General features: G+C 67.4%; 19 protein-coding genes. 8 read left to right on the top strand and 11 right to left on the bottom strand.

Translation table 11 applies throughout. The annotated features are described in order from the left end of the window. Nucleotides 1-5: 5 nt before the first annotated feature. From API01S_RS06335 to API01S_RS06305, 7 genes are all read right to left on the bottom strand, one after another. Nucleotides 6-1,406 carry a hypothetical protein gene (locus API01S_RS06335; RefSeq protein WP_061303692.1) on the bottom strand — a complete coding sequence of 467 codons (1,401 nt, stop codon included), beginning with the start codon at nt 1,404-1,406 and terminating at the stop codon, nt 6-8. Nucleotides 1,407-1,523: 117 nt separating this feature from the next. Further along, on the bottom strand, nt 1,524-2,012 hold the full coding sequence (locus tag API01S_RS06330) for a GlcG/HbpS family heme-binding protein (protein ID WP_039884131.1): 489 nt from the start codon (nt 2,010-2,012) through the stop codon (nt 1,524-1,526). A gap of 121 nt (nt 2,013-2,133) precedes the next feature. After that, nucleotides 2,134-2,763, bottom strand: coding sequence for a response regulator transcription factor (locus API01S_RS06325; protein ID WP_061303690.1), 630 nt, complete (start codon nt 2,761-2,763; stop codon nt 2,134-2,136). Continuing rightward, nucleotides 2,760-4,196, bottom strand: a complete 1,437-nt coding sequence (locus API01S_RS06320) for a sensor histidine kinase (RefSeq protein WP_061303688.1) — start codon at nt 4,194-4,196, stop codon at nt 2,760-2,762. Before API01S_RS06320 ends, API01S_RS06325 begins: the two co-directional genes overlap by 4 nt. Before the next feature lie 57 nt (nt 4,197-4,253). Continuing rightward, nucleotides 4,254-5,468: an HPP family protein gene (locus API01S_RS06315; RefSeq protein WP_174544663.1), complete on the bottom strand. Its 1,215-nt coding sequence runs from the start codon at nt 5,466-5,468 to the stop codon at nt 4,254-4,256. 41 nt (nt 5,469-5,509) lie between these two features. Then, nucleotides 5,510-5,956, bottom strand: a complete 447-nt coding sequence (locus API01S_RS06310) for a MarR family winged helix-turn-helix transcriptional regulator (protein ID WP_039883204.1) — start codon at nt 5,954-5,956, stop codon at nt 5,510-5,512. 157 nt (nt 5,957-6,113) lie between these two features. Then, nucleotides 6,114-7,007: a LysR family transcriptional regulator gene (locus tag API01S_RS06305; protein WP_061303684.1), complete on the bottom strand. Its 894-nt coding sequence runs from the start codon at nt 7,005-7,007 to the stop codon at nt 6,114-6,116. A 120-nt stretch (nt 7,008-7,127) separates the two neighbouring features. On the opposite strand from API01S_RS06305, the gene argC reads away from it, so the two are divergent. Next, entirely contained in the window at nt 7,128-8,060 is a 933-nt protein-coding gene (gene argC, locus API01S_RS06300) for an N-acetyl-gamma-glutamyl-phosphate reductase (protein ID WP_061303681.1), read from the top strand. A 47-nt stretch (nt 8,061-8,107) separates the two neighbouring features. Here argC and API01S_RS06295 read toward each other — a convergent pair whose 3' ends face one another. Then, complete coding sequence (locus API01S_RS06295; protein WP_061303679.1) at nt 8,108-9,001, bottom strand: MBL fold metallo-hydrolase; 894 nt, start codon at nt 8,999-9,001, stop codon at nt 8,108-8,110. Nucleotides 9,002-9,110: 109 nt separating this feature from the next. Further along, on the bottom strand, nt 9,111-10,016 hold the full coding sequence (locus tag API01S_RS06290; protein WP_006219366.1) for a LysR family transcriptional regulator: 906 nt from the start codon (nt 10,014-10,016) through the stop codon (nt 9,111-9,113). Nucleotides 10,017-10,137: 121 nt separating this feature from the next. Here API01S_RS06290 and API01S_RS06285 point away from each other — a divergent pair, with 121 nt between their 5' ends. The 4 genes from API01S_RS06285 to API01S_RS06270 are packed head-to-tail and all read left to right on the top strand — an operon-like array spanning nt 10,138 to nt 14,567. Continuing rightward, the gene (locus tag API01S_RS06285; RefSeq protein ID WP_255221294.1) at nt 10,138-11,757 is read left to right on the top strand and encodes an ATP-dependent acyl-CoA ligase; all 1,620 of its coding nucleotides are present in this window, start codon (nt 10,138-10,140) and stop codon (nt 11,755-11,757) included. Between the two features lie 37 nt (nt 11,758-11,794). Next, nucleotides 11,795-13,108, top strand: coding sequence for an MFS transporter (locus API01S_RS06280; protein WP_006219368.1), 1,314 nt, complete (start codon nt 11,795-11,797; stop codon nt 13,106-13,108). Next, nucleotides 13,105-14,259 (top strand): thiolase family protein, encoded by a 1,155-nt coding sequence (locus API01S_RS06275; protein WP_061303673.1) that lies wholly within the window; start codon nt 13,105-13,107, stop codon nt 14,257-14,259. The genes API01S_RS06280 and API01S_RS06275 overlap by 4 nt, the downstream gene beginning before the upstream one ends. Beyond that, nucleotides 14,256-14,567, top strand: coding sequence for a zinc ribbon domain-containing protein (locus tag API01S_RS06270; RefSeq protein WP_006219370.1), 312 nt, complete (start codon nt 14,256-14,258; stop codon nt 14,565-14,567). Before API01S_RS06275 ends, API01S_RS06270 begins: the two co-directional genes overlap by 4 nt. Nucleotides 14,568-14,586: 19 nt before the next feature. Here the strand turns inward: API01S_RS06270 and API01S_RS06265 are convergent, their stop codons facing one another. After that, the gene (locus API01S_RS06265; protein ID WP_061303671.1) at nt 14,587-15,441 is read right to left on the bottom strand and encodes a TlpA disulfide reductase family protein; all 855 of its coding nucleotides are present in this window, start codon (nt 15,439-15,441) and stop codon (nt 14,587-14,589) included. Next, nucleotides 15,438-15,764: a hypothetical protein gene (locus API01S_RS06260; RefSeq protein ID WP_061303669.1), complete on the bottom strand. Its 327-nt coding sequence runs from the start codon at nt 15,762-15,764 to the stop codon at nt 15,438-15,440. Before API01S_RS06260 ends, API01S_RS06265 begins: the two co-directional genes overlap by 4 nt. Before the next feature lie 205 nt (nt 15,765-15,969). Here API01S_RS06260 and API01S_RS06255 point away from each other — a divergent pair, with 205 nt between their 5' ends. Genes API01S_RS06255 through API01S_RS06245 form a run of 3 tightly spaced genes read left to right on the top strand, consistent with a single transcriptional unit; the run spans nt 15,970 to nt 18,232 of the window. Then, a complete protein-coding gene (locus API01S_RS06255; RefSeq protein WP_061303667.1) occupies nt 15,970-16,764 on the top strand; it encodes an amino acid ABC transporter substrate-binding protein in 795 nt (264 codons plus the stop codon). A gap of 21 nt (nt 16,765-16,785) precedes the next feature. Next, nucleotides 16,786-17,439: an amino acid ABC transporter permease gene (locus API01S_RS06250; RefSeq protein WP_006219374.1), complete on the top strand. Its 654-nt coding sequence runs from the start codon at nt 16,786-16,788 to the stop codon at nt 17,437-17,439. A gap of 40 nt (nt 17,440-17,479) precedes the next feature. After that, complete coding sequence (locus tag API01S_RS06245) at nt 17,480-18,232, top strand: amino acid ABC transporter ATP-binding protein (protein WP_039884133.1); 753 nt, start codon at nt 17,480-17,482, stop codon at nt 18,230-18,232. The last annotated feature ends 6 nt before the right edge of the window (nt 18,233-18,238 follow it).

The raw sequence follows: 18,238 nt of genomic DNA, 5'->3' as shown, positions 1-18,238 counted from the left end.
CCCTGTTACATCATGGGCTGTTGCGCGGCTGCCAACAGGTCGTCGGCATGCACCATCAGCGCGCGCACCTGGTGCAACTGCGGATATTGATTCAGCACGCCGGCCCATTGCGGCGACGTCAATAATTGCTGCCAAACGGCCGTCAGCAGCTGCGTGTCCGCGGGCCGTCCGCACGCAAGCTGGCTGGCGAACGCCACGCTTGCCGGCGCGGACAGCAGCTGCATCCGGCTGGCGGCGTTGAGCAGGCGTGGCGTGTTGTCGGCGGGCGCGTCGCTGCAATAAAGCACAGCATGGACCAATTCAGGCCCGTCCGTGGGCAAGGCGCAAAGCGACTCGCCACGCAGCGGTACAAGGCCCTGATGCGTCTGGAACGGGTAGACGGCGTCCGGCTCGGCCTGCGCCAGCCGCGCCAGCCCGCGCAACAGGCGCGCGAAGTCGGTGCTGGCGGCATCCACCGAGGCCTTGGCTTCGACCAGCAGGCAGACGTCCCAGGTCGGATGCGCTTGGGGTGGGCCGGCGCGGCGCAACAGGGCGGCGTCCCATTCGCTCTTGGCGCGGTCGGCTTCGCCCGGCAGCGCGGGCGGTACGTGCATCGAGGTCACCACGCGATAGGCGTCAGCGCCTTCCGGCCCCTCGTTGAGCCGGTCTGCCAAGGCTTGCAGGGCATGCGCCGCGCGCGCCTCGACGGCTGCACCGCGCTGCTGGGCGGCCACGCCTAGCGCGACGGCGTCCGGGCTGCCAGAGCGAGGGCCGTTGCGGTTCCATAGCGATTGGTAGCGCCGCACCTGCGGGTCCAGCGCCAAGTCATCCAGCCGCTTCAGGCGGTCCAGCGCCGCACCCTCGCGCAGGCGGGTCAGGCTGCGTGACAGGCTGGTCGACCGGGCGGCGTCGTTGTCCGCATCGGGCATGGCCGCCAGGCGCGCGGCGGCCTGGGACAGCGCCTGCCAGGACGCGGCGGTCGCGGCTGCCTGAAGCTGGGTCAGCGCCACGCGCAGCGGGCCGGGTTGCATGCGTTCCAGTTTCGCGGGATGGGCGATGGCATTGACGGCCGCCACGACGTCGCGGCGGTCGGCTTCGGCGTCGGCCGACAGCGAGGCGTATTCGCGTACCTGGGGGGCTTGATGGCGCAGCACCATCGCCTGGATGGCGGGGTCGCCGTGATCCGGCCGCATGGCTTCATGGATCAGCTGGGCGAGGGCGTCGATGAAGTCCTGCTGGATCGAGTCCGAGGGGGTGACGCCAAGCGCCAGCGCCTGGCGGGCGCGGTCGATGGCGATGGCCAGGCGCGTGGCGCAATGGCGCGAGGCCGGTCCGCTATCCCCGTTGGGGGTGGCGGGCACTTGATAACGGCGGGTGACGATGCGTAGCGTTTCGTCCAGCAAGGCGGGGCGCGGCGGCAGGGGCATAAGGTCTGGGGCGGTCAGCGGCGCTTTTTGGGTAGGGGCGCCGTAAGCCTAGCCTGTTGGCGCCGCGCGCGCCAATCGCGGAAGCGGGCGGGCCTGGATGGCCCGGCCCGCCGCTGCTTACTTGAACATGGCCGCGTTCTCTTCCAGGACGGCGTCGGCGCATTGGGCGTCCAGGTTGCCGCCCGGCGCGCCAGCCACGCCGATGGCGCCGATCACATTGCCGCCGGCCTTGACCGGCACGCCGCCACCCAGCAGCAGAAAGCCCGGGATATCGGTCAGGTTGGCCGCGCCGGGATTCTTCTGCGCGTTTTCCATCATGGTCAGCGTGGGCGTCTTGGCCGACACGGCGGTGAACGCCTTGGCGCGGCTGGCCTCGATGGTGTGCGGGCCGGCATTGTCGGCGCGGGCAAAGGCCTTGAGCAGGCCGGCGCGGTCCACGACCGAGGCGCTGACGTTGTAGCCCTTGGCCTGGCAGGCGGCGACGGTGGCGGTGGCGAGCTTCTGAGCGTCGGCCATCGACAGGTTGCTTTCCGTCAGCACGGCGGCGTGGGCGGCGCCGGCGAACGCCAGCGTGGACAACAAGGTGGCGAGCGTGATCCGGTTCATGGTCTGCATCCTTAATTCATAGCGTTTGGAAGGAGCAGTCAGTGTGGCCAAAACGCCGCTTGCGCGGTATACGCCCGACTACTCGCGCGCCTCCGTAGCGTTACGGAGGGCGCGGGCGGCGCTAGTCGAGCAGGGTCGCGTACTGGCGGATCAACTGCGCCAGCGAGTCCGCTTCGAGCTTGGCAAAGACGTTGGCGCGGTACGTTTCGACGGTGCGGGGAGACAGATCGAATTCGCGCGCGATTTCCTTGTTGCTCATGCCGCGCACGATGCGTTCCAGCACGTCGTGTTCGCGGCCGGACAGGCGCGCCAGCCGATCGGCGGCGGCCTGCGTTACGGCCAGCCGTTCGCGGCTGGCGATATGCGTGCGCACGGCGGCCTGCACGGCATCCAGGAACACGTCGTCGTCCACCGGCTTTTGCAGGAATTCCATGGCGCCGCCCTTGAAGGCGCGACGGCACAGGTCCACGTTGGCGTGCCCGGTCAGCATGACGACCGGCAGGTCGGATTGTTCTGCCAGCCGACTGAGCACGTCCAGGCCGCTGATGCCGGGCATGCGGATGTCCAGCACGACGCAGCCGATCGCGCTGGCGGGCAGTTGCGACAGGAACGCCTGCGGATCGCCAAAGCCGCTGCTGGCCAGGCCGACGCTGCGCAGCAGCAGCGCCAGCGCGTCGCGCACGGCGTCGTCGTCGTCCACCAGATACACCAGCGGAGAATGCTGGACTGTGCGCGCGGGGGAAGGATTCATGCGGAGCCCTTGCTGCAAGGCAGGCTGACGGTGAAGCAGGCGCCCGTGGGTTTGAGATTGCGCGCGGCGATGCGGCCGTCCATCGACCCGGCCAGCGTTTCGCACAAGGCCAGCCCCAGCCCCATGCCTTCGGCGCGGGTGGTGTAGAACGGCGTGAACAGGCGCGGCAGCGCGTCGGTGGCGATGCCGGGGCCGCTGTCGCTGACGCTGAATCGGTATTGGTCGCCGTCCAGCCGGCCTTCCAGCTGGATCAGGCGCGGGCCGTCGGTGGCGGCCACGGCGTCGGCGGCGTTTTGCACCAGGTTGTGCAGGATCTGTTCCAGCGCCACGCGGTCGCCCAGCGGGCGCGCGCCGGGGCTGGCGTTACGCCAGGCCAGACGGATGCCTTGCCGGGCCAGTTCGGCTTCGCGCAGAAAGCGCAGCGAAGCGACCAGCGCGTCCGGATCCAGCGCTTCGCGCCGGGCGGGCGAACGCGGCTGCACCAGCGCTCGCATGCGGCTGATGATGTCGGCCGCGCGCTTGGCCTGCTCGGCGCTGGCCAAGAGCGCGTGGCGCACGGCGGGGCGTTCGTCTTCGTCGTCCAGCATGCGCTCGGCGGCGCGCGTCTGCGCCAGGATGGCGGTCAGGGGCTGGTTCAATTCGTGCGCGATGCCGGCCGCCATTTCGCCCAGCGTGCTAAGACGCGCCATGGCGGCCAGACGTGCCTCTGCCTGCTGCCGGCGCGCTTCGGCGCGTGAACGTTGCCAAGCGGCGGCGGCGGCCACCAGCAGGGCGCTGGCGAGCGCCCAGGCCAGCCACGCCTTCCACGGCCACCAGGACGGGGTCAGGGTGCGGCTGCTGTGCATCGTGAAAGGCTGGCTGGCCGCGCCCAGCGGCTTTTGCAGCACCATGGGCAGACCGGGCGCGTCCTGCGGCTGCTTGTCCAGCAGCGTCAGCGGGCGTTTGTCCACCAGCAGGCTCAGGTTGCTCAAGCCGGGCGGGAAGTCGGCAGCGGGCACCAACTGGCGGGCATCGATCAGCAGGCTCCAGCTGGACGGCGCGATCAGCCAGTAACGGGCGTCGTCCACGGGCAGCGTCACCGGTCTGCCCAACTGCCCGGCGCGCGTCACGGCGGCGGACAGATCCGAAGGCGGCGGCAGGCTGCCGGCCCAGGCGCCATCGGCCAGATAGCCCAGGCCCAGCAGTTGCGGCATCGCCGGGTGCAGGCTGGGGTACAGGCGTTCGGGGGTGGGCGGGTGCGACAAGGCCGTCAGCGTGGCCAGCACGGCCTCGTGCTGCACGGTCTTCTGACTCAGCATGCGCTGGGCGATGCTGGTGCTTTGAAAGAAGCGGTCGTGCTGGTCCAGGTATTCCTGGCGGGCAATCCAGGCCGCGCCCAGACAGAACAGGACCAGCCAGCAGAGGAGGGCGCGCGGACGCGATAGGGGATTCACGCGTGAAATTATGCCTTGCGGCAAGCGCGCGCCGGAATCCGTAGGGCTACGGAGGCGTCAGGCGGCGCGCTGGGGCGCATTGCCGGCGGCGTCGGCCTGCGAGCTGGCCGACACGGCCATCTGATACAGCGCCGCGATCAGGTCCGACTGCGTCACCAGGCCCAAGAGCGTGCGCGATGCGTCCAGTACCGGCACGCAATGCACGCTGTCCGACATGGGACGGGCCAGCTCGATCACCGGCAGACCGGGCGTGGCGAAGGGCACCTCGCTGCGCAGGCAATCGGCCACCAGCAACGTCTGCGGGACGGTGCCGTCCGGCAGCGCGGCCAGCGGACGCGCGTTGCGCGCCAGCACGTCGGCCTGCGACACCATGCCCGCGTAGCGGCCCGCCGCGTCCAGCACAGGCAAGGCTTGCAGCCGATGGCGGTCCAGCAAGCGGATGGCGTGGTCCAGCGGCGCATTTTGGTCCACGGTGACGACGTCGCGGGACATGATGTCGGCGCAGCTCACGTCACCAAAACGGCGCACGCTGGCGCGCAGCTCGGCGGCCAGCACGATGTCTTCCAGGTCTTCCTTGCTGATGTCCAGCAATTCGCCGCGCTGGGCCAGCGCGTCGTCCAGATCCGCCCGGCTGAAGCCCAGGCGCGTGCTGGGCGCGGCGTCGCGCGTGTGGTGGTTCTGCGCGGGGTCGGCGTGGCGGCGCGGGTAGTTGCGCTTGAACGCGCCGTTGAACGCCACGGCGATGCACAGCAGGATCAGGGAATTGAGGCCCACGGGCCAGAGCGCGAAGCCATAGCCCTGGTTGGCGACGGCAGGGCCGCCAAGCACGGCCGTCAGGGCCACGGCGCCGCTGGGAGGATGCAGGCAGCGCAGGCTGAACATGGCGCCGATGGACAAGGCGACCGCGACGGCGGCGGCCACGCCGGGTAGCGGAATGATCTGCGCGCAGAACACGCCGATCAGGGCCGACACCAGATTGCCCGCCATGATGGACCAGGGTTGCGCCAGCGGACTGGCGGGCGCGGCGAACAGCAGCACGGCCGATGCGCCCATGGGCGCGATAAACCACGGGTTGGCCGCGCCCAGCGCATGTCGCCCCACCCATTCCGTGCAAAACAAGCCGATCAGCGCGCCCAGCACGCCGATCAATTTCTCGCGTCCGTTGACGCCCACCGGCGCTGGCGCGAACGAGCCCAGCCAGCGCTTTAATGCCACACCCAAAACGATCTCCTCGCGCGCTTGAAAATATGTCGCGGGGCGACAATTTATCATGCGGCGGCGAGCGGCCCTGTCATGAGCTTATGCGGCGCCCCTCAGACCGGATCGTCGCCGATGCGGGTCAACAGCCGGGCAAGCAAGGGCCGCATGGCGCGCAATTCTTCCAGGTGCGAGGCGGACAGGCTTTCCAGCACGCGTTCGGCTTTTGGGGTCAGAACGACTTCGACGCGGCGGCCATCTTCGGGATCCGCCTCGCGGCTGACCAGGTCCAGCCGCGCCAGCCGGCCTACCAATTCCGCCGCCGTATGCGGACGGATCAGCAGGCGGTCGGCGATTTCGCCCACATACAAACCGCGCCGGTCGGGCGCGCTCTTGCGCGTGCCTTTGATGGCCAGCAAGGTCTGATGTTGCTGCGGCGTCAGAGCCTGCTCTGCGGCGGCGCTTTCGCTAAATGCGGCGAATGTGCGCAGCGCATAGCGAAAGTCGGCCAACAGTTCGTAGTCGGCGGGAGACAAGGGAGTGGGGGACGGAGACGTTTTCACAGCGCAATTCTAATATATATCGTTACACGATACGATTGATCGAAATCAAATCCGCCTTCCTTGCTTACGTGGCGCGCATCCTGGCGCCAGCCGGATCGGGCTGCGCGCGTCCTGGCACAAACTTGTCTACGCGGCGAGCGTGCGGACGCCAGCTCGTTCACGCAGCGCGCGTGGCCCGCAGTTGCCACAGCACGTCCAGCACGTGCTGCGTTGAGCGCTCGACTTTTTCCGCGCGATGCGCGATGCCCAACGGCCGCCAGAGCGCCGGGCGCAACGCGCGCATGATGATGCGTGCGTCCGCCTGCGGCGCGGTGGCTTCGTGCGGCAGCAGCGTGGCGCCGTAGCCGGCCGCGACCAAGCTCTTGATGGCGTCGTTGTAATTGAGCTGGATGCGCGCGCGCGGATTCAAGCCGGCGGCGGCAAACCATTCGGCCGTCTGGCGCGACAGCCGCGTCGTGGTGTCGTTCAGGATCAAGGGCCGGGTGGCCAGCCACGCCGGCGTCACGCGCGCGGGCGCCTCCCAGCTGGCGGGCATGAAGGCCATCACCGGATCGCGCCGCCACGGTTTGATCAGCAACCCATCGATAGGCGGTTGGGGCAGCGCCACCAGCCCCACGTCCAGCGTGCCTTCATTGAGCCGTTGCAGGGTCTCCTGCGAAGTCAGCACCGCCACCTGCACGTCGATGCCCGGATGATGGCGGCCCAGGGTTTCCAGCGCTTGCGGCAACAGATGCGCGATGGCGCCGGTCGACGCGCCCAGCCGTACTCGGCCGGACAGGCCCTGCACCTGGCGCTGCACGTCATCCAGCGCCTGATCGGCTTCGGCCAGCAGGCGGCGCGCGCGTTCCAGCAAGGTCTCGCCGATGGTGGTGGGCCGCACCTGTCCGCGCTTGCGCGTGAGCAACGGCGCGCCGATGCGGGCTTCCAGATCCGCCACGTGCAGGCTGACGGTGGGGGGCGCCAGATGCAAGGCTCGGGCGGCATCGGCGAACGAGCCCAGGTCGGCGATGGCGACCAGGGTGCGCAAGCGGTCAAGGCTGATTTCACGCATGGGAAGATCGTTCAGGAAAGATGAATTTGACGATCATGATATTCGACTTTTCTTATGCTCGGATGCGGTCGATGATGTGGGCGACATCCTGATCCCACCTCCTTTACTGACGGAGCAGCCATGACCCACCCCCTCGTCTTCATCGACGGCGACCAAGGCACGACCGGTCTGCAAATCCATGAACGCCTCAATGGCCGTACCGACCTGCGGCTGCTGACGTTGCCCGCCGCCGAGCGCAAAGACCCGGTGCGCCGAGCCGAGGCCATCAATGCCTGCGACGTCGCCATTCTTTGCCTGCCGGACGAACCCGCCCGCCAGGCCGCGGCCTCGGTGGTCAATCCTGCGGTGCGCGTCATCGACGCCAGCTCGGCGCATCGCACGACGCCGGGTTGGGTCTATGGCTTTCCGGAAATGCGCGCGGGGCAGGCCGAAGCCATCGCGCAGGCCAAGCGTGTCAGCAACCCCGGCTGCTATCCCACGGGCGCCATCGCCTTGCTGCGTCCGTTGATCCAGGCGGGGCTGGTGCCCGCCGACTATCCGGCCGTGGTGCACGCCGTGTCCGGCTATTCCGGCGGCGGCCGCGCCAGCGTGGACGCGTATGAAAGCGCGGACGGCCCGCAAGGCCCGGCGTTTCAGCTATACGGCCTGGGTCTGGCGCATAAGCACACGCCCGAAATCGAAATGCATGCCGGGCTGACGCAGCGGCCCGTGTTCGTGCCGGCCTACGGCGCGTTCCGCCAGGGCATCGTCTTGACGGTTGCGTTGGAACTGCGCCTGCTGCCGGCCGGGGTGACCAGCCAGCAATTGCACGACGCCCTGCAACAGCAGTACGCGGGAACGACGCACGTGCAGGTGGTGGCGACGCAGGACGCCGCCACGCATACGCATCTGGATCCGCAGGCGCTTAACGGCACCAACGACCTGCGGCTGGCCGTCTATGGCAATGCGCAGCACGGGCAGGTGCTGCTGACGGCCGTGTTCGACAACCTGGGCAAGGGCGCATCCGGCGCGGCCGTGCAGAACCTGGATCTGATGCTGGCTGCGATGGGCTGACGGGGGGCGTAGGCAACGTCAGTAGCCCACGTCCGCAGCCTACGTCCTCACCACTTCATTTCGCCCTTGGCCACCTTGGCGCTCAGTTCCAGCGAGGCCACGCCGCCCGCCTGCGGGTAGCGCGCCTTCATCGCCGAGATCAGCGCGGCGCTGTCGGCGGCCAGGGCGGTTTGTTCGTCAAAGGCCCGGATGTAGTCGCGAGTGTGCGCAACCGAGGCAAGCGTCAGCGGCGCGCCGGGCGCGTAATGGCCGGGAATGACGGTCACGGGGTGTAGCGCGTCGATGCGCGCCAGGGTCGCCAGCCAGTCGGCGTGCGATTGCGGCGTCTGCGAGTCGGCCATCCACACATGCAGGTTGCCGGACACCACGACGCCTCCCACCACCGCCTTCAACGACGGAATCCACACAAAGCTGCGGTCCGGCCGCGGACCGTCCAGGCCCGTGATCTGCAAGGGCTGGCCTTCCAGCGTCAGCGTGCTGCCGTCCAGTACCTGCGGAATGACGGCGCGGGCAGGGGCGTCCGCGCCCAGCTTCGGACCCCAGAATGCCAGCTTGCCGTCCACGGTTTCCTTGATGTGGCGCACGGTCGGTTCCGTTGCCACGACGCGCGCGTCCGGGAAGGCGGCCACCACGGTGTCCAGGCCGAAATAAAAGTCGGGATCGCCTTGGCTGATATAGATCGTGGTCAGCGTCTTGCCGCTGTCGCGCACCATTTGCACGACCTTTTCCGCCTGCGATTTTCCAAACTGCGCATCGATCAGGATGGCCTCGCGCTGGCCGCTGACCAGCACCGACGAGACCGGGAAAAGGCCGTCCTTGCCGGGGTTGAAATGGTTGAGAGTCAGCGCGGCGCCAGCGGCGTGGGCGGGGGCGCTGGGCAGCATCGCCAGCGTCAGTGCGGCGGTGGACAGCAGGCGGAGGACGGCAGAGTAGGGGCGCATGGCGGCTCGGCAGAATAGTCAGGGTAAAGAGACGGAGGCCAGTCTAGAGGCGCGCCTTGCACCAAGCTATCCCTCGGTTTGCCCAAGTCTGTTGCGCATATCGATCAAATTACGCTGGCGCCGAATCGGCCAGCGTGGCCTCTACCTGGCGCCGCAGCCACATCGTGCCCGGGTCGCTTTCGAAGCGGGCGTGCCAATGCACCGTCACCGACAACGGCGGCAGCGCGATGGGCAGCGGGCGAATCTCAAAGGCGTTGTCGCGGTTGAACCAGATCGCCGCGCGATACGGCAGCGTCACCGTCAGATCGGTGCGTCGCACGATCTCGGCGGCGGCCGAGAAATGCGGCAAGGTCAGGTAAGGCTGGCGCAGCAGGCCCGCTTCGCCCAGCACGTCGTCCAGCAGCCGGTGCGCGCTGGCGCGCGAGGCCACCAGGATGTGGTCCAGCCGCTTGAATTGGCCGCGCGTCAAGCCGGCCGACAACACGGGATGGCCGCGCCGCCCCATGCAGGCATAGCGTTCGCTGAACAGATCGGCATGGCAGGTATGGCGCGCCAGTCCGGCAAGGTTGCCGATCGCCAGGTCGATGTGGCCGTCTTTCAAGGCCTCGGGCAACTGCTCCAGCGCAACCTCCAGCACCTCGACCCGCAGGCGCGGGGCCAAGGCGTGCACGCGTTCCATCAGTGGCGGCAGGAACACCATTTCACCGATATCCGACATGGACAGCCGAAACCGGCGAGTGCTGGTGGACGGCGTGAATTGCTGCCGCAGGCTGAGGGCTTCGGCAAAGCTGTTCATGCCCCGTTCGATCGGATCCGCCAGCGTAAAAGCCACCGGCGTGGGCTGCATGCCGGTGGCGGTGCGCACGAACAGCGGGTCGTCGAATTGCTCGCGCAGGCGGGCCAGCGCGTAGCTGACGGCCGGCTGGGTCAGGTTCAGGCGTTGCGCCGCGCGGGTCACGCTGCGTTCGTGCAGCACGGTCAGGAAAACCCGCATGAGATTCAAGTCCAGGTCCACGCATGCCCCTGATATCAGTCGTATTTATAAGATAAATAATAGCCATAAATTTGACACATAAATAGTTGATTCCTAGACTAATTTCACGTCGGCCGCGCCTTGCTTCGGCACTGCCGCGCGAATACACAAATACAACCGGGGAAACGTGGTCATGCATGCGTTGACATTACCGTCGTTGTTGAGCGAACAGGCGGACTGCCTGGGCGATCGTCCATGGGTGCAGGCGCCGGGCGGTGAACTGCGCTTTGGCGATGCGCCGGCGCACGCGGCCGACTGGGCCGCGCGGCTGGCCGAGGCAGGCATCCGGCAAGGCGATCGCGTGGGCCTGATGGCGGGCAACCGTCTTGAGTTCCTGTCCGTCGTATTGGGCTGCGGCTGGTTGGGCGCGGTGGTGGTGCCGATCAACACCGCGTCGCGCGGCATGCAGTTGCGGCACATGCTGGGCAACAGCGGCTGCGTGCTGCTGGTGGCGGATGCGGCGAGCTGTCCGGCCATCGCCGCCCTGGCGTCCTTGCCGCAGGACGCTCCCTTGGCCCTGCGCGCGATCTGGCTGCTGGATGCGGCCGACCCCGAGTGCCAACTGCCCGTGCCCGCCAGCGCGCCGCCGCTGCCCCCGCAAGCCGATACACCGCCGTTGCCCGCCGCCGCCATCCAGCCGGGCGACATGCTGGCCATTCTGTACACCTCGGGCACCTCGGGGCCTTCCAAGGGTGTGTGCTGCCCGCACGCGCAGTTCTATTGGTGGGGCAAGATCGCCGCGCGCAATCTGGAGATTTCAGACGCCGACGTGCTCTACACCAGCCTGCCGCTATTCCACACGAATGCGCTGAACGCGTGCTTCCAGGCGCTGGTCACCGGCGCATCCATCATCTGCGACGAACGATTCACGGCAAGCCGCTATTTCGATCGCCTGCAAGCCACGGGCGCCACGGTGACCTATCTGTTGGGCGCGATGGTGCCGATGCTGCTGGCGCACGATGTCCGGCCGTCCGAACGCGGCCACCGGACCCGCATTGCGCTGGCGCCCGGCGTGCCGGAACGCTTTCATGGCGTCTTTGCCGAGCGCACGGGCATTGCGCTGCTGGAAGGCTACGGGTCCACCGAAACCAATTTCGCGCTGGGCGGCGTGCTGGCCGATCAGCGCCCCGGCACGATGGGCCGCGTCGCGCCCGAGTTCGAGGCCATCGTCGCCGATGAGCACGATGCGCCCGTGCCGGACGGCGTGGCGGGTGAATTGCTGCTGCGCGCCCGGCCGCCCTTTGCGATTGCCACGGGGTATTTCGGCATGCCCGAGCAGACGGTGCAAGCCTGGCGCAACCTCTGGTTCCACACCGGTGACCGCGTGCTGCGCGACGCCGACGGCTATTTCCGATTTCTGGACCGCATGAAAGACGCGATCCGCCGTCGCGGCGAAAACATTTCTTCGTACGAAGTGGAGCAGGTGTTGCAGTCGCATCCCGCCGTGGCCACGGTGGCGGTGTACGCGGTGCGCTCCGAATTGGCCGAGGACGAAGTGATGGCCGCGCTGGTCTACAAGGCCGGCCCTGCGCTTACGCCCGAGGCCCTGCTTGATTTCTGCCAGCCCCGCATGCCGTATTTCGCCGTGCCGCGCTATCTGCGCGTGCTGGACGATCTGCCGCGCACCGAGAACGGCAAGGTCCGCAAATTCCAGTTGCGGCAGGAAGGTATCACCGGCGACACCTGGGACAGGGACGCCGCCGGCTATCGCGTGGCGCGCTGATGCGCCATTGATCCATTCAAAAATCCAAGGGGCGGCAATGACGATGGCATACAAGGGGGCGGCGTTGTCCGCCGAAGACGAGGCAAAGCGCAAGCGGACCCGGCGTGTCGTAGCGGCCTCCGTCGCCGGCAACGCGATGGAGTGGTACGACTTTTTCATCTACGGCACGGCCGCCGCGCTGGTGTTCGGCGAGCTGTTCTTTCCCAAGGGCACGGACCCGCTGCTGGGCACCATGGGCGCGTTCGCGGGCTTTGCCGTGGGCTTTCTGGCGCGGCCGCTGGGCGGCGTGATCTTCGGCCACATCGGCGACCGCTATGGCCGCAAGCTGGCGCTGGAATGGACGCTTGGCCTGATGGGCGCGGCCACGTTCCTGATCGGCCTGCTTCCCACTTACGAGCAGATCGGCGTCTGGGCGCCGGTGGCAATGGTGGTGTTGCGCGTCTTGCAGGGCGCGGCGGCGGGCGGCGAGTGGGGTGGCGGCGTGCTGCTCATCAGCGAAGCGGTGGACGGCAAGCGGCGGGGCTACTTTTCGTCCTTCAGCCAACTGGGCGTGGCGGGCGGCTTCGTGCTGTCGTCGGGCATCTTCATGCTGGCGCAGCAACTGCCGCAGGAACAGTTCATGAGCTGGGGCTGGCGTTTGCCATTCCTGTTGAGCGTGTTGATCTTCGGCGTGGGGCTCTATATACGCAAGCATATTCCCGAGAGCGAGGAATTCGTACAGGCCAAGAAGACGGCCAAGCGCGGCATGCCGGCCGTCGAAGTGTTTCGCCGCTATCCGCGCCAGGTGCTTACCGCGATGGGCCTGCGCGTGGCGGAAAACGGCGGCTCGTACATCTTCCTGGCGTTTGCGCTGGCGTACGGAAAATTCCTGGGTATTTCCAACGACGTGATGCTGGGCGGGGTGCTGGCGTCCATGTTCATCGAGCTGGGCACGCTGGTGTGGTTCGGCCATCTGTCCGACCGGATCGGGCGGCGCGCGGTGTACCTGATCGGCTCGGTGGGGCTGGTGCTGGTGGCGTTTCCGTTCTTCTGGATGGTGCAGACCAAGGAGCCGCTGTGGATCTTCCTGGCGTTTTTCCTGGGCAATACGGTGTGCCACGCCGCCATGATCGGCACGCAGCCGGCCTATTTCGCCGAGCTGTTTCCGGCCGAGGTCCGCTATACCGGCTTGGCGCTGGGTCACGAACTGGCCTCGGTGTTCGCGGGCGGCCTGTCGCCCTTGATCGCCATGGCGCTGCTGCGCAAGTATGAATCGGCCACGCCGGTCGCGTGGTTTCTGGTGGGCATGGCGGCCATCACGGTGGTGACGCTGCTCTTGACCCGTGAACCGCCTCGGCAGAACGACGAATGACGGCCGCCCCGGGTTTGCGTCCCGGCATCGTTTCCGTCGGCGAAACCCTCGCGCTGCGCCATCCCGACGCGTCTTGCAGCACGGCGGGCCTGATGGCGCAGGCGGTGGGCGAAGCGCTGCGCCGCGCCGGCCTTAACGCCGCGCAGGTCGACGGGCTGGGCGTGGCCTCGTTCACGCTGCGGCCCGACCGCGCCATAGACCTTGCCTGGCAGTTGGGGCTGCGGCTCAATTGGTGCATGCAGGATGAACTGGGCGGCGCCAGCGCCATCAACCTGCTGCGTCAGGCATGGCTGGCGCTGCAAGCCGGGCAAGCGCAAACCATCGTGCTGGTGTCAGGCGACCACTTCACGGGGGCGGACTTCGCGCAGTTGGTGCGCGGCTACAACCGCAGCGCGCAGGAAACGCTCAGCCCGCTGGGCTGCGTCGGGCCCAATCCGTTGTTCGCCATGCTGACCCAGCGCCAGATGGCGCACACGGGCCTGCGGCGCGAAGACTATGGCGCCTTGTGCGTCGCGCAGCGCGCGTGGGCGGCCAACAATCCCAACGCCGCGTACCGTCAGCCGCTGACGCTGGACCAATACCTGGACGCGCCCATCGTCGCGCCGCCCTTGGGCCGGCTCGATTGCGTGCCCGTGGTCAGCGGGGCCTCTGCGCTGGTCTTGCAGGCGCGGCCGCAGGGCGTGCACGTGCGGCTCGTGGCCAGCGGCGCGCGCTACAACCACGACCAGCAGGAAGGCGACGGGCTGAGTACCGGCGTGGCCGAGGTGGCGGACGAGCTGTGGCGGCAGGCGGCGCTGGGCCCCGAAGACATGGATGTCATCAGCGTGTACGACGATTATCCGGCGATGGCGCTGGCGCAGCTGTGCGACCTGGGGTTCGCCAGCGACCGCGATCTGCCGGACTTCATCGCCCGCCGGATCGCCACGCACGAGCTGCCCGTGAATACGGCAGGCGGTCAGCTGTCGGCCGGCCAGGCGGGCACGGCGGGCGGCATGCATGGGCTGGTCGAGGTGGCGCGGCAACTGCTGGGTCAGGCGGGCGCGCGTCAAGTGCAGGACGCGCGGCATGGCGTGGTCACGGGTTACGGCATGGTGCAACTGCGCTATGGCATGTGCGCCAACGCGGCCGTGCTGACACGGGAGGCGGCATGAGCCTGCATGTATTTCAATGCCGCGCTTGCGGCCATCGCGTCTATCCCGCCCGGCTGTGGTGTCCGGCTTGCGGTCACGATCAGGCGGACACGGTAGCGGTGGATGAAGCGGAACTGCTGGCCTGGACGCAGATGCCCGACAAGGACGCCGACGTGGCGATCATCGGAACCGCGCGGGCCTTGCCCGACGGGCCGGTGCTGGTGCTGCGGCTGCAAGACACCCCCAGGCAAGCCGGCGAACGCCTGCGTTTGTTCGAACGCACGATGCATGATCGCGTGTTGCCTTGGGCGACGCGGCTGCCCGACTGAGGGCGGCCGCGCAGGCGGACTACTCGGCCCCGTGGGCGGCCTTGCCCTCGGCCGCGCTGGGTGAGCGTATCGCCTCCAGCCGCTGCTCCAATGTGGCCGAAGACAGCTCGCCCACGCGCAGGTCGATCAGCCGGCCCTCTGCATCCAGGAACAAGGTGGCCGGCAGGCCGCGATTGCTGAATTGGCGCGACGCCTCGCTGGCGGGATCAATCAGCACGTTGTGCAAGTCGGGCGCATGCTCTTTCAGGAATTGGGACACCGTGGCCTTGGCTTCGCCCTGGTTCAGAAACACGAAGTGGATGTCCGGATTGGCGGCCTGCGCGCCGGCGAACGCGGGCATCTCGCGGCGGCAGGGCGGACACCAACTGGCCCACAGGTTGATGACCACGGGCTTGCCGCGAAAGTCCGACAGCTGGGTCGCCGCGCCATTCATGTCGTGCACGGACAAGGACGCCAACTCGGGCACGGGCCTCTCGGACGGCGTCACCCAGCGGCCAAAGCCCAGCCATGTTGCGCTGGCCAGCAGCAACGCGCCCAGCAAGGCCGCGCGCGGCGCGTGCCGCCGCAGCAGCGCGACCATTGCATAGAGCCAGACGGCCGCCAGACCGAACAAGCCGTTCCAGCCACCGTCGCGCAGGTCCAGGATCTTGATCGGATCTGGCAGGTAGCTGTCGCGGTAACGCCAGACGAAACTCAGCCGGGCGGCGACGAGCCCGATGATCAAGGCGCGCCACAAGACGGTGCCCAGGCGGGCGGCGTCGCCTTCCTGGCGGCCCAGCAGGCGCGCGGCGATCAGACCCACGACGCCGGCGGCGATCAACACCAGCAGTTCGCTGGGAAATACCAGGGGACCGATTCGGAAAGCGCCCGTCATGCGCCTGCCTTCGTGCTGGCCGGCGCTTGCAGCACAAAGCGGATTCGGTCGCCCGCGATGCGCAGTTGCTCCACGGGCGTCGTGCCCGGCAAGGGCAGGGGGCCTTGCGCGATGAAGCCATGGCCGTCGATGTCGCGCTGCAAGCGCTCGGCCTGGTCAGCCGACGAGGCGTTCGCCGCCGCTTCGCGCGCGGCGAACAGCGCGGCGTAGGTGTCGAAGTGGGGGGCCGGCGTAAACCCGCCTTCCATCACCGCGCCGCTGCCTGTTTTTACCTTGGCCACGCCGATCAGGCGGCCGCCGTTGTCCTTGATGTTCAATTCCATGCCAGTTTCCGCTTGTCGATGCCGGGATAGCGGCCAAGCCTAGCATGGCGGCCCCCGCGCCTTGCGAGCGGCGGGGCTTAGAACCCCGGGCCGCCGCCCTTGGCCCTTTCCGGCACGCTTGTGCAGTAACGCTAAAATGGCGGCTCGCGGCTGACCGGCCAGCCATTTTGGCATTCTTATTCTCGCGCTTGGCGCAACCATAACCATGAAAAAACTGACTGCTGTTTTCCTCGTGTCCGCAACCACGATGCTGACCGCCTGCGGCCCCAGCGACGACGCCAAGCCGACGGCTGGCGCCCAGGCGCCCGCGATGGCCAAGAAAGTGGTGGTGGGCCTGGATGACAACTTTCCGCCCATGGGCTTTCGCGACGCCAGCAACCAGATCGTCGGTTTTGACGTCGACATGGCCAAGGAAGCCAGCAAGCGCCTGGGCGTCGAAGTGGAATTCAAGCCCATCGACTGGAGCGCCAAGGAAGCCGAGCTGAATGGCAAGCGCGTCGACGTGCTCTGGAACGGCCTGACCATCACCGAAGAGCGCAAGAAGAACATCAGCTTCACCGCGCCGTACATGGCCAACCACCAGATCATCATCGTGGGCACCGCCTCGCCCGTGAAGGTCAAGAACGACCTGGCCGGCAAGACGGTCGGCGCGCAGGACGGCAGCAGCGCCACCGACGCCATCGCCAAGGACCCCGTGGCCGCGCAGATCAAGGAAGTGAAGAAGTTCGGCGACAACGTCACCGCGCTGATGGACCTGGCCGCTGGCCGCCTGGACGCAATCGTCGTGGACGAAGTGGTGGGCCGCTACCTGATCAGCAAGCGCGCCGGCGAATACCGCGTGCTGGACGAGAACTTCGGCACCGAAGACTACGGCGTGGGCGTGCGCAAGGACGACACCGAATTGCTGGGCAAGCTGGACAAGACCCTGGATTCGATGAAGCAGGACGGCACCGCCGGCCGCATCGCCACCCAGTGGTTCGGCGCCAACATCATCAAGTAAGCGGCGCGCGAACTTTCTTAAATGGACTACGTACTCTCCCTGCTGGGGCCGATGGCGGAAGGCGCGAAAGTGACCTTGACGCTGTTTTTCATCACCTTGGCCCTGGCAGTTCCGCTGGGCCTGGTGCTGGCGCTTGCGCGCATTTCGAAGTGGCCGCTGCTCAGTAATCTGGTCAATGGCTACATCTGGCTGATGCGCGGCACGCCGCTCATGCTCCAGATGCTGTTCATCTATTTCGCGCTGCCCTTCGTGCCCGTGGTGGGCGTGCGGCTGCCGGACTTTCCGGCAGCCGTCGTGGCGTTCGCGCTGAATTACGCGGCGTACTTCGCCGAGATCTTCCGCGCGGGCATCCAGTCGGTGGATCGCGGCCAGTACGAAGGCAGCAAGGTGCTGGGCATGACCTATCTGCAAACGTTGCGCCGCATCGTGTTGCCGCAGATGGTGCAGCGCGTGCTGCCGCCCATGAGCAACGAAACCATCACGCTGGTCAAAGACACGTCGCTGATCTACGTGCTGGCGCTCAACGACATCCTGCGCACCGCGCGCGGGATCGTGCAGCGCGATTTCACCACCACCCCGTTCCTGGTGGCCGCGGCCTTCTATCTGCTCATGACGCTTGTCCTGACGTGGTTCTTCCAGCACATGGAAAAGCGCTATGCCAAATATGACCAGTAATCCGCTGCAAGACGCGGGCGCGGCTGGCGGCCGCCCCGTCATGATCCAGGCCACCGGCATCATCAAGTCGTTCGGCGCCAACCGCGTGCTGGACAAGGTGTCGCTGACCCTTGGACAGGGCGAGGTGGTGGCGGTGATCGGGCCGTCCGGCTCGGGTAAAAGCACCTTCCTGCGTTGCCTGAACCACCTTGAAACCATCGACGAAGGCAGTATCGAAGTCGAAGGCGAAATGATGGCGCAAGCCGTGGACGGCGGGCGCAGCCAATACGCCAGCGACGCCGACGTGCGCCGCATCTGTCGCAAGATGGGCATGGTGTTCCAGTCGTTCAACCTGTTCCCGCACATGACGGTGCTGCAAAACATCATCGAGGCGCCGATCACCGTCAAGGGCATGTCCAAGGCGCAGATCATTCCCAAGGCGGAAGAACTGCTGCGCAAGGTGGGCTTGCTGAACAAGCGCGACAACTATCCCACGCGCCTGTCGGGCGGTCAGAAGCAGCGCGTGGCAATCGCCCGCGCGCTGGCGATGGAACCGGACATCATGCTGTTCGATGAACCGACCTCGGCGCTGGACCCCGAACTGACGGGCGAAGTGCTGCGCACCATGAAGCAACTGGCCGACGAGCGCATGACGATGCTGGTCGTCACCCACGAAATGGGCTTTGCGCGCGAAGTGGCGCATCGCGTCATCTTCATGGACGAAGGCCGCATCATCGAAGAAGCGCCCTCGGCTGAATTCTTCCGCGCGCCGCAACAGGCGCGCAGCCGCGAATTCCTGGCCCATATGTTGTAGAGGCCG

Origin of the sequence: Achromobacter piechaudii NBRC 102461, assembly GCF_001571245.1 — a bacterium.
In the GTDB taxonomy this organism is placed as follows: Bacteria; Pseudomonadota; Gammaproteobacteria; order Burkholderiales; family Burkholderiaceae_B; genus Achromobacter; species Achromobacter piechaudii.
The sequence above is the reverse complement of the archived record's forward strand: the minus strand, read 5'-3'. Positions and strand labels throughout refer to the sequence as shown.

What these genes read in the sequence shown, in the direction of transcription:
- API01S_RS06335 (WP_061303692.1), bottom strand. Translation starts at nt 1,406, where the DNA reads ATGCCCCTGCCGCCGCGCCCCGCCTTGCTGGACGAAACGCTACGCATC.
- API01S_RS06330 (WP_039884131.1), bottom strand. Translation starts at nt 2,012, where the DNA reads ATGAACCGGATCACGCTCGCCACCTTGTTGTCCACGCTGGCGTTCGCC.
- API01S_RS06325 (WP_061303690.1), bottom strand. Translation starts at nt 2,763, where the DNA reads ATGAATCCTTCCCCCGCGCGCACAGTCCAGCATTCTCCGCTGGTGTAT.
- API01S_RS06315 (WP_174544663.1), bottom strand. Translation starts at nt 5,468, where the DNA reads ATGATAAATTGTCGCCCCGCGACATATTTTCAAGCGCGCGAGGAGATC.
- API01S_RS06305 (WP_061303684.1), bottom strand. Translation starts at nt 7,007, where the DNA reads ATGCGTGAAATCAGCCTTGACCGCTTGCGCACCCTGGTCGCCATCGCC.
- argC (WP_061303681.1), top strand. Translation starts at nt 7,128, where the DNA reads ATGACCCACCCCCTCGTCTTCATCGACGGCGACCAAGGCACGACCGGT.
- API01S_RS06295 (WP_061303679.1), bottom strand. Translation starts at nt 9,001, where the DNA reads ATGCGCCCCTACTCTGCCGTCCTCCGCCTGCTGTCCACCGCCGCACTG.
- API01S_RS06280 (WP_006219368.1), top strand. Translation starts at nt 11,795, where the DNA reads ATGACGATGGCATACAAGGGGGCGGCGTTGTCCGCCGAAGACGAGGCA.
- API01S_RS06275 (WP_061303673.1), top strand. Translation starts at nt 13,105, where the DNA reads ATGACGGCCGCCCCGGGTTTGCGTCCCGGCATCGTTTCCGTCGGCGAA.
- API01S_RS06270 (WP_006219370.1), top strand. Translation starts at nt 14,256, where the DNA reads ATGAGCCTGCATGTATTTCAATGCCGCGCTTGCGGCCATCGCGTCTAT.
- API01S_RS06265 (WP_061303671.1), bottom strand. Translation starts at nt 15,441, where the DNA reads ATGACGGGCGCTTTCCGAATCGGTCCCCTGGTATTTCCCAGCGAACTG.
- API01S_RS06260 (WP_061303669.1), bottom strand. Translation starts at nt 15,764, where the DNA reads ATGGAATTGAACATCAAGGACAACGGCGGCCGCCTGATCGGCGTGGCC.
- API01S_RS06255 (WP_061303667.1), top strand. Translation starts at nt 15,970, where the DNA reads ATGAAAAAACTGACTGCTGTTTTCCTCGTGTCCGCAACCACGATGCTG.
- API01S_RS06250 (WP_006219374.1), top strand. Translation starts at nt 16,786, where the DNA reads ATGGACTACGTACTCTCCCTGCTGGGGCCGATGGCGGAAGGCGCGAAA.
- API01S_RS06245 (WP_039884133.1), top strand. Translation starts at nt 17,480, where the DNA reads ATGATCCAGGCCACCGGCATCATCAAGTCGTTCGGCGCCAACCGCGTG.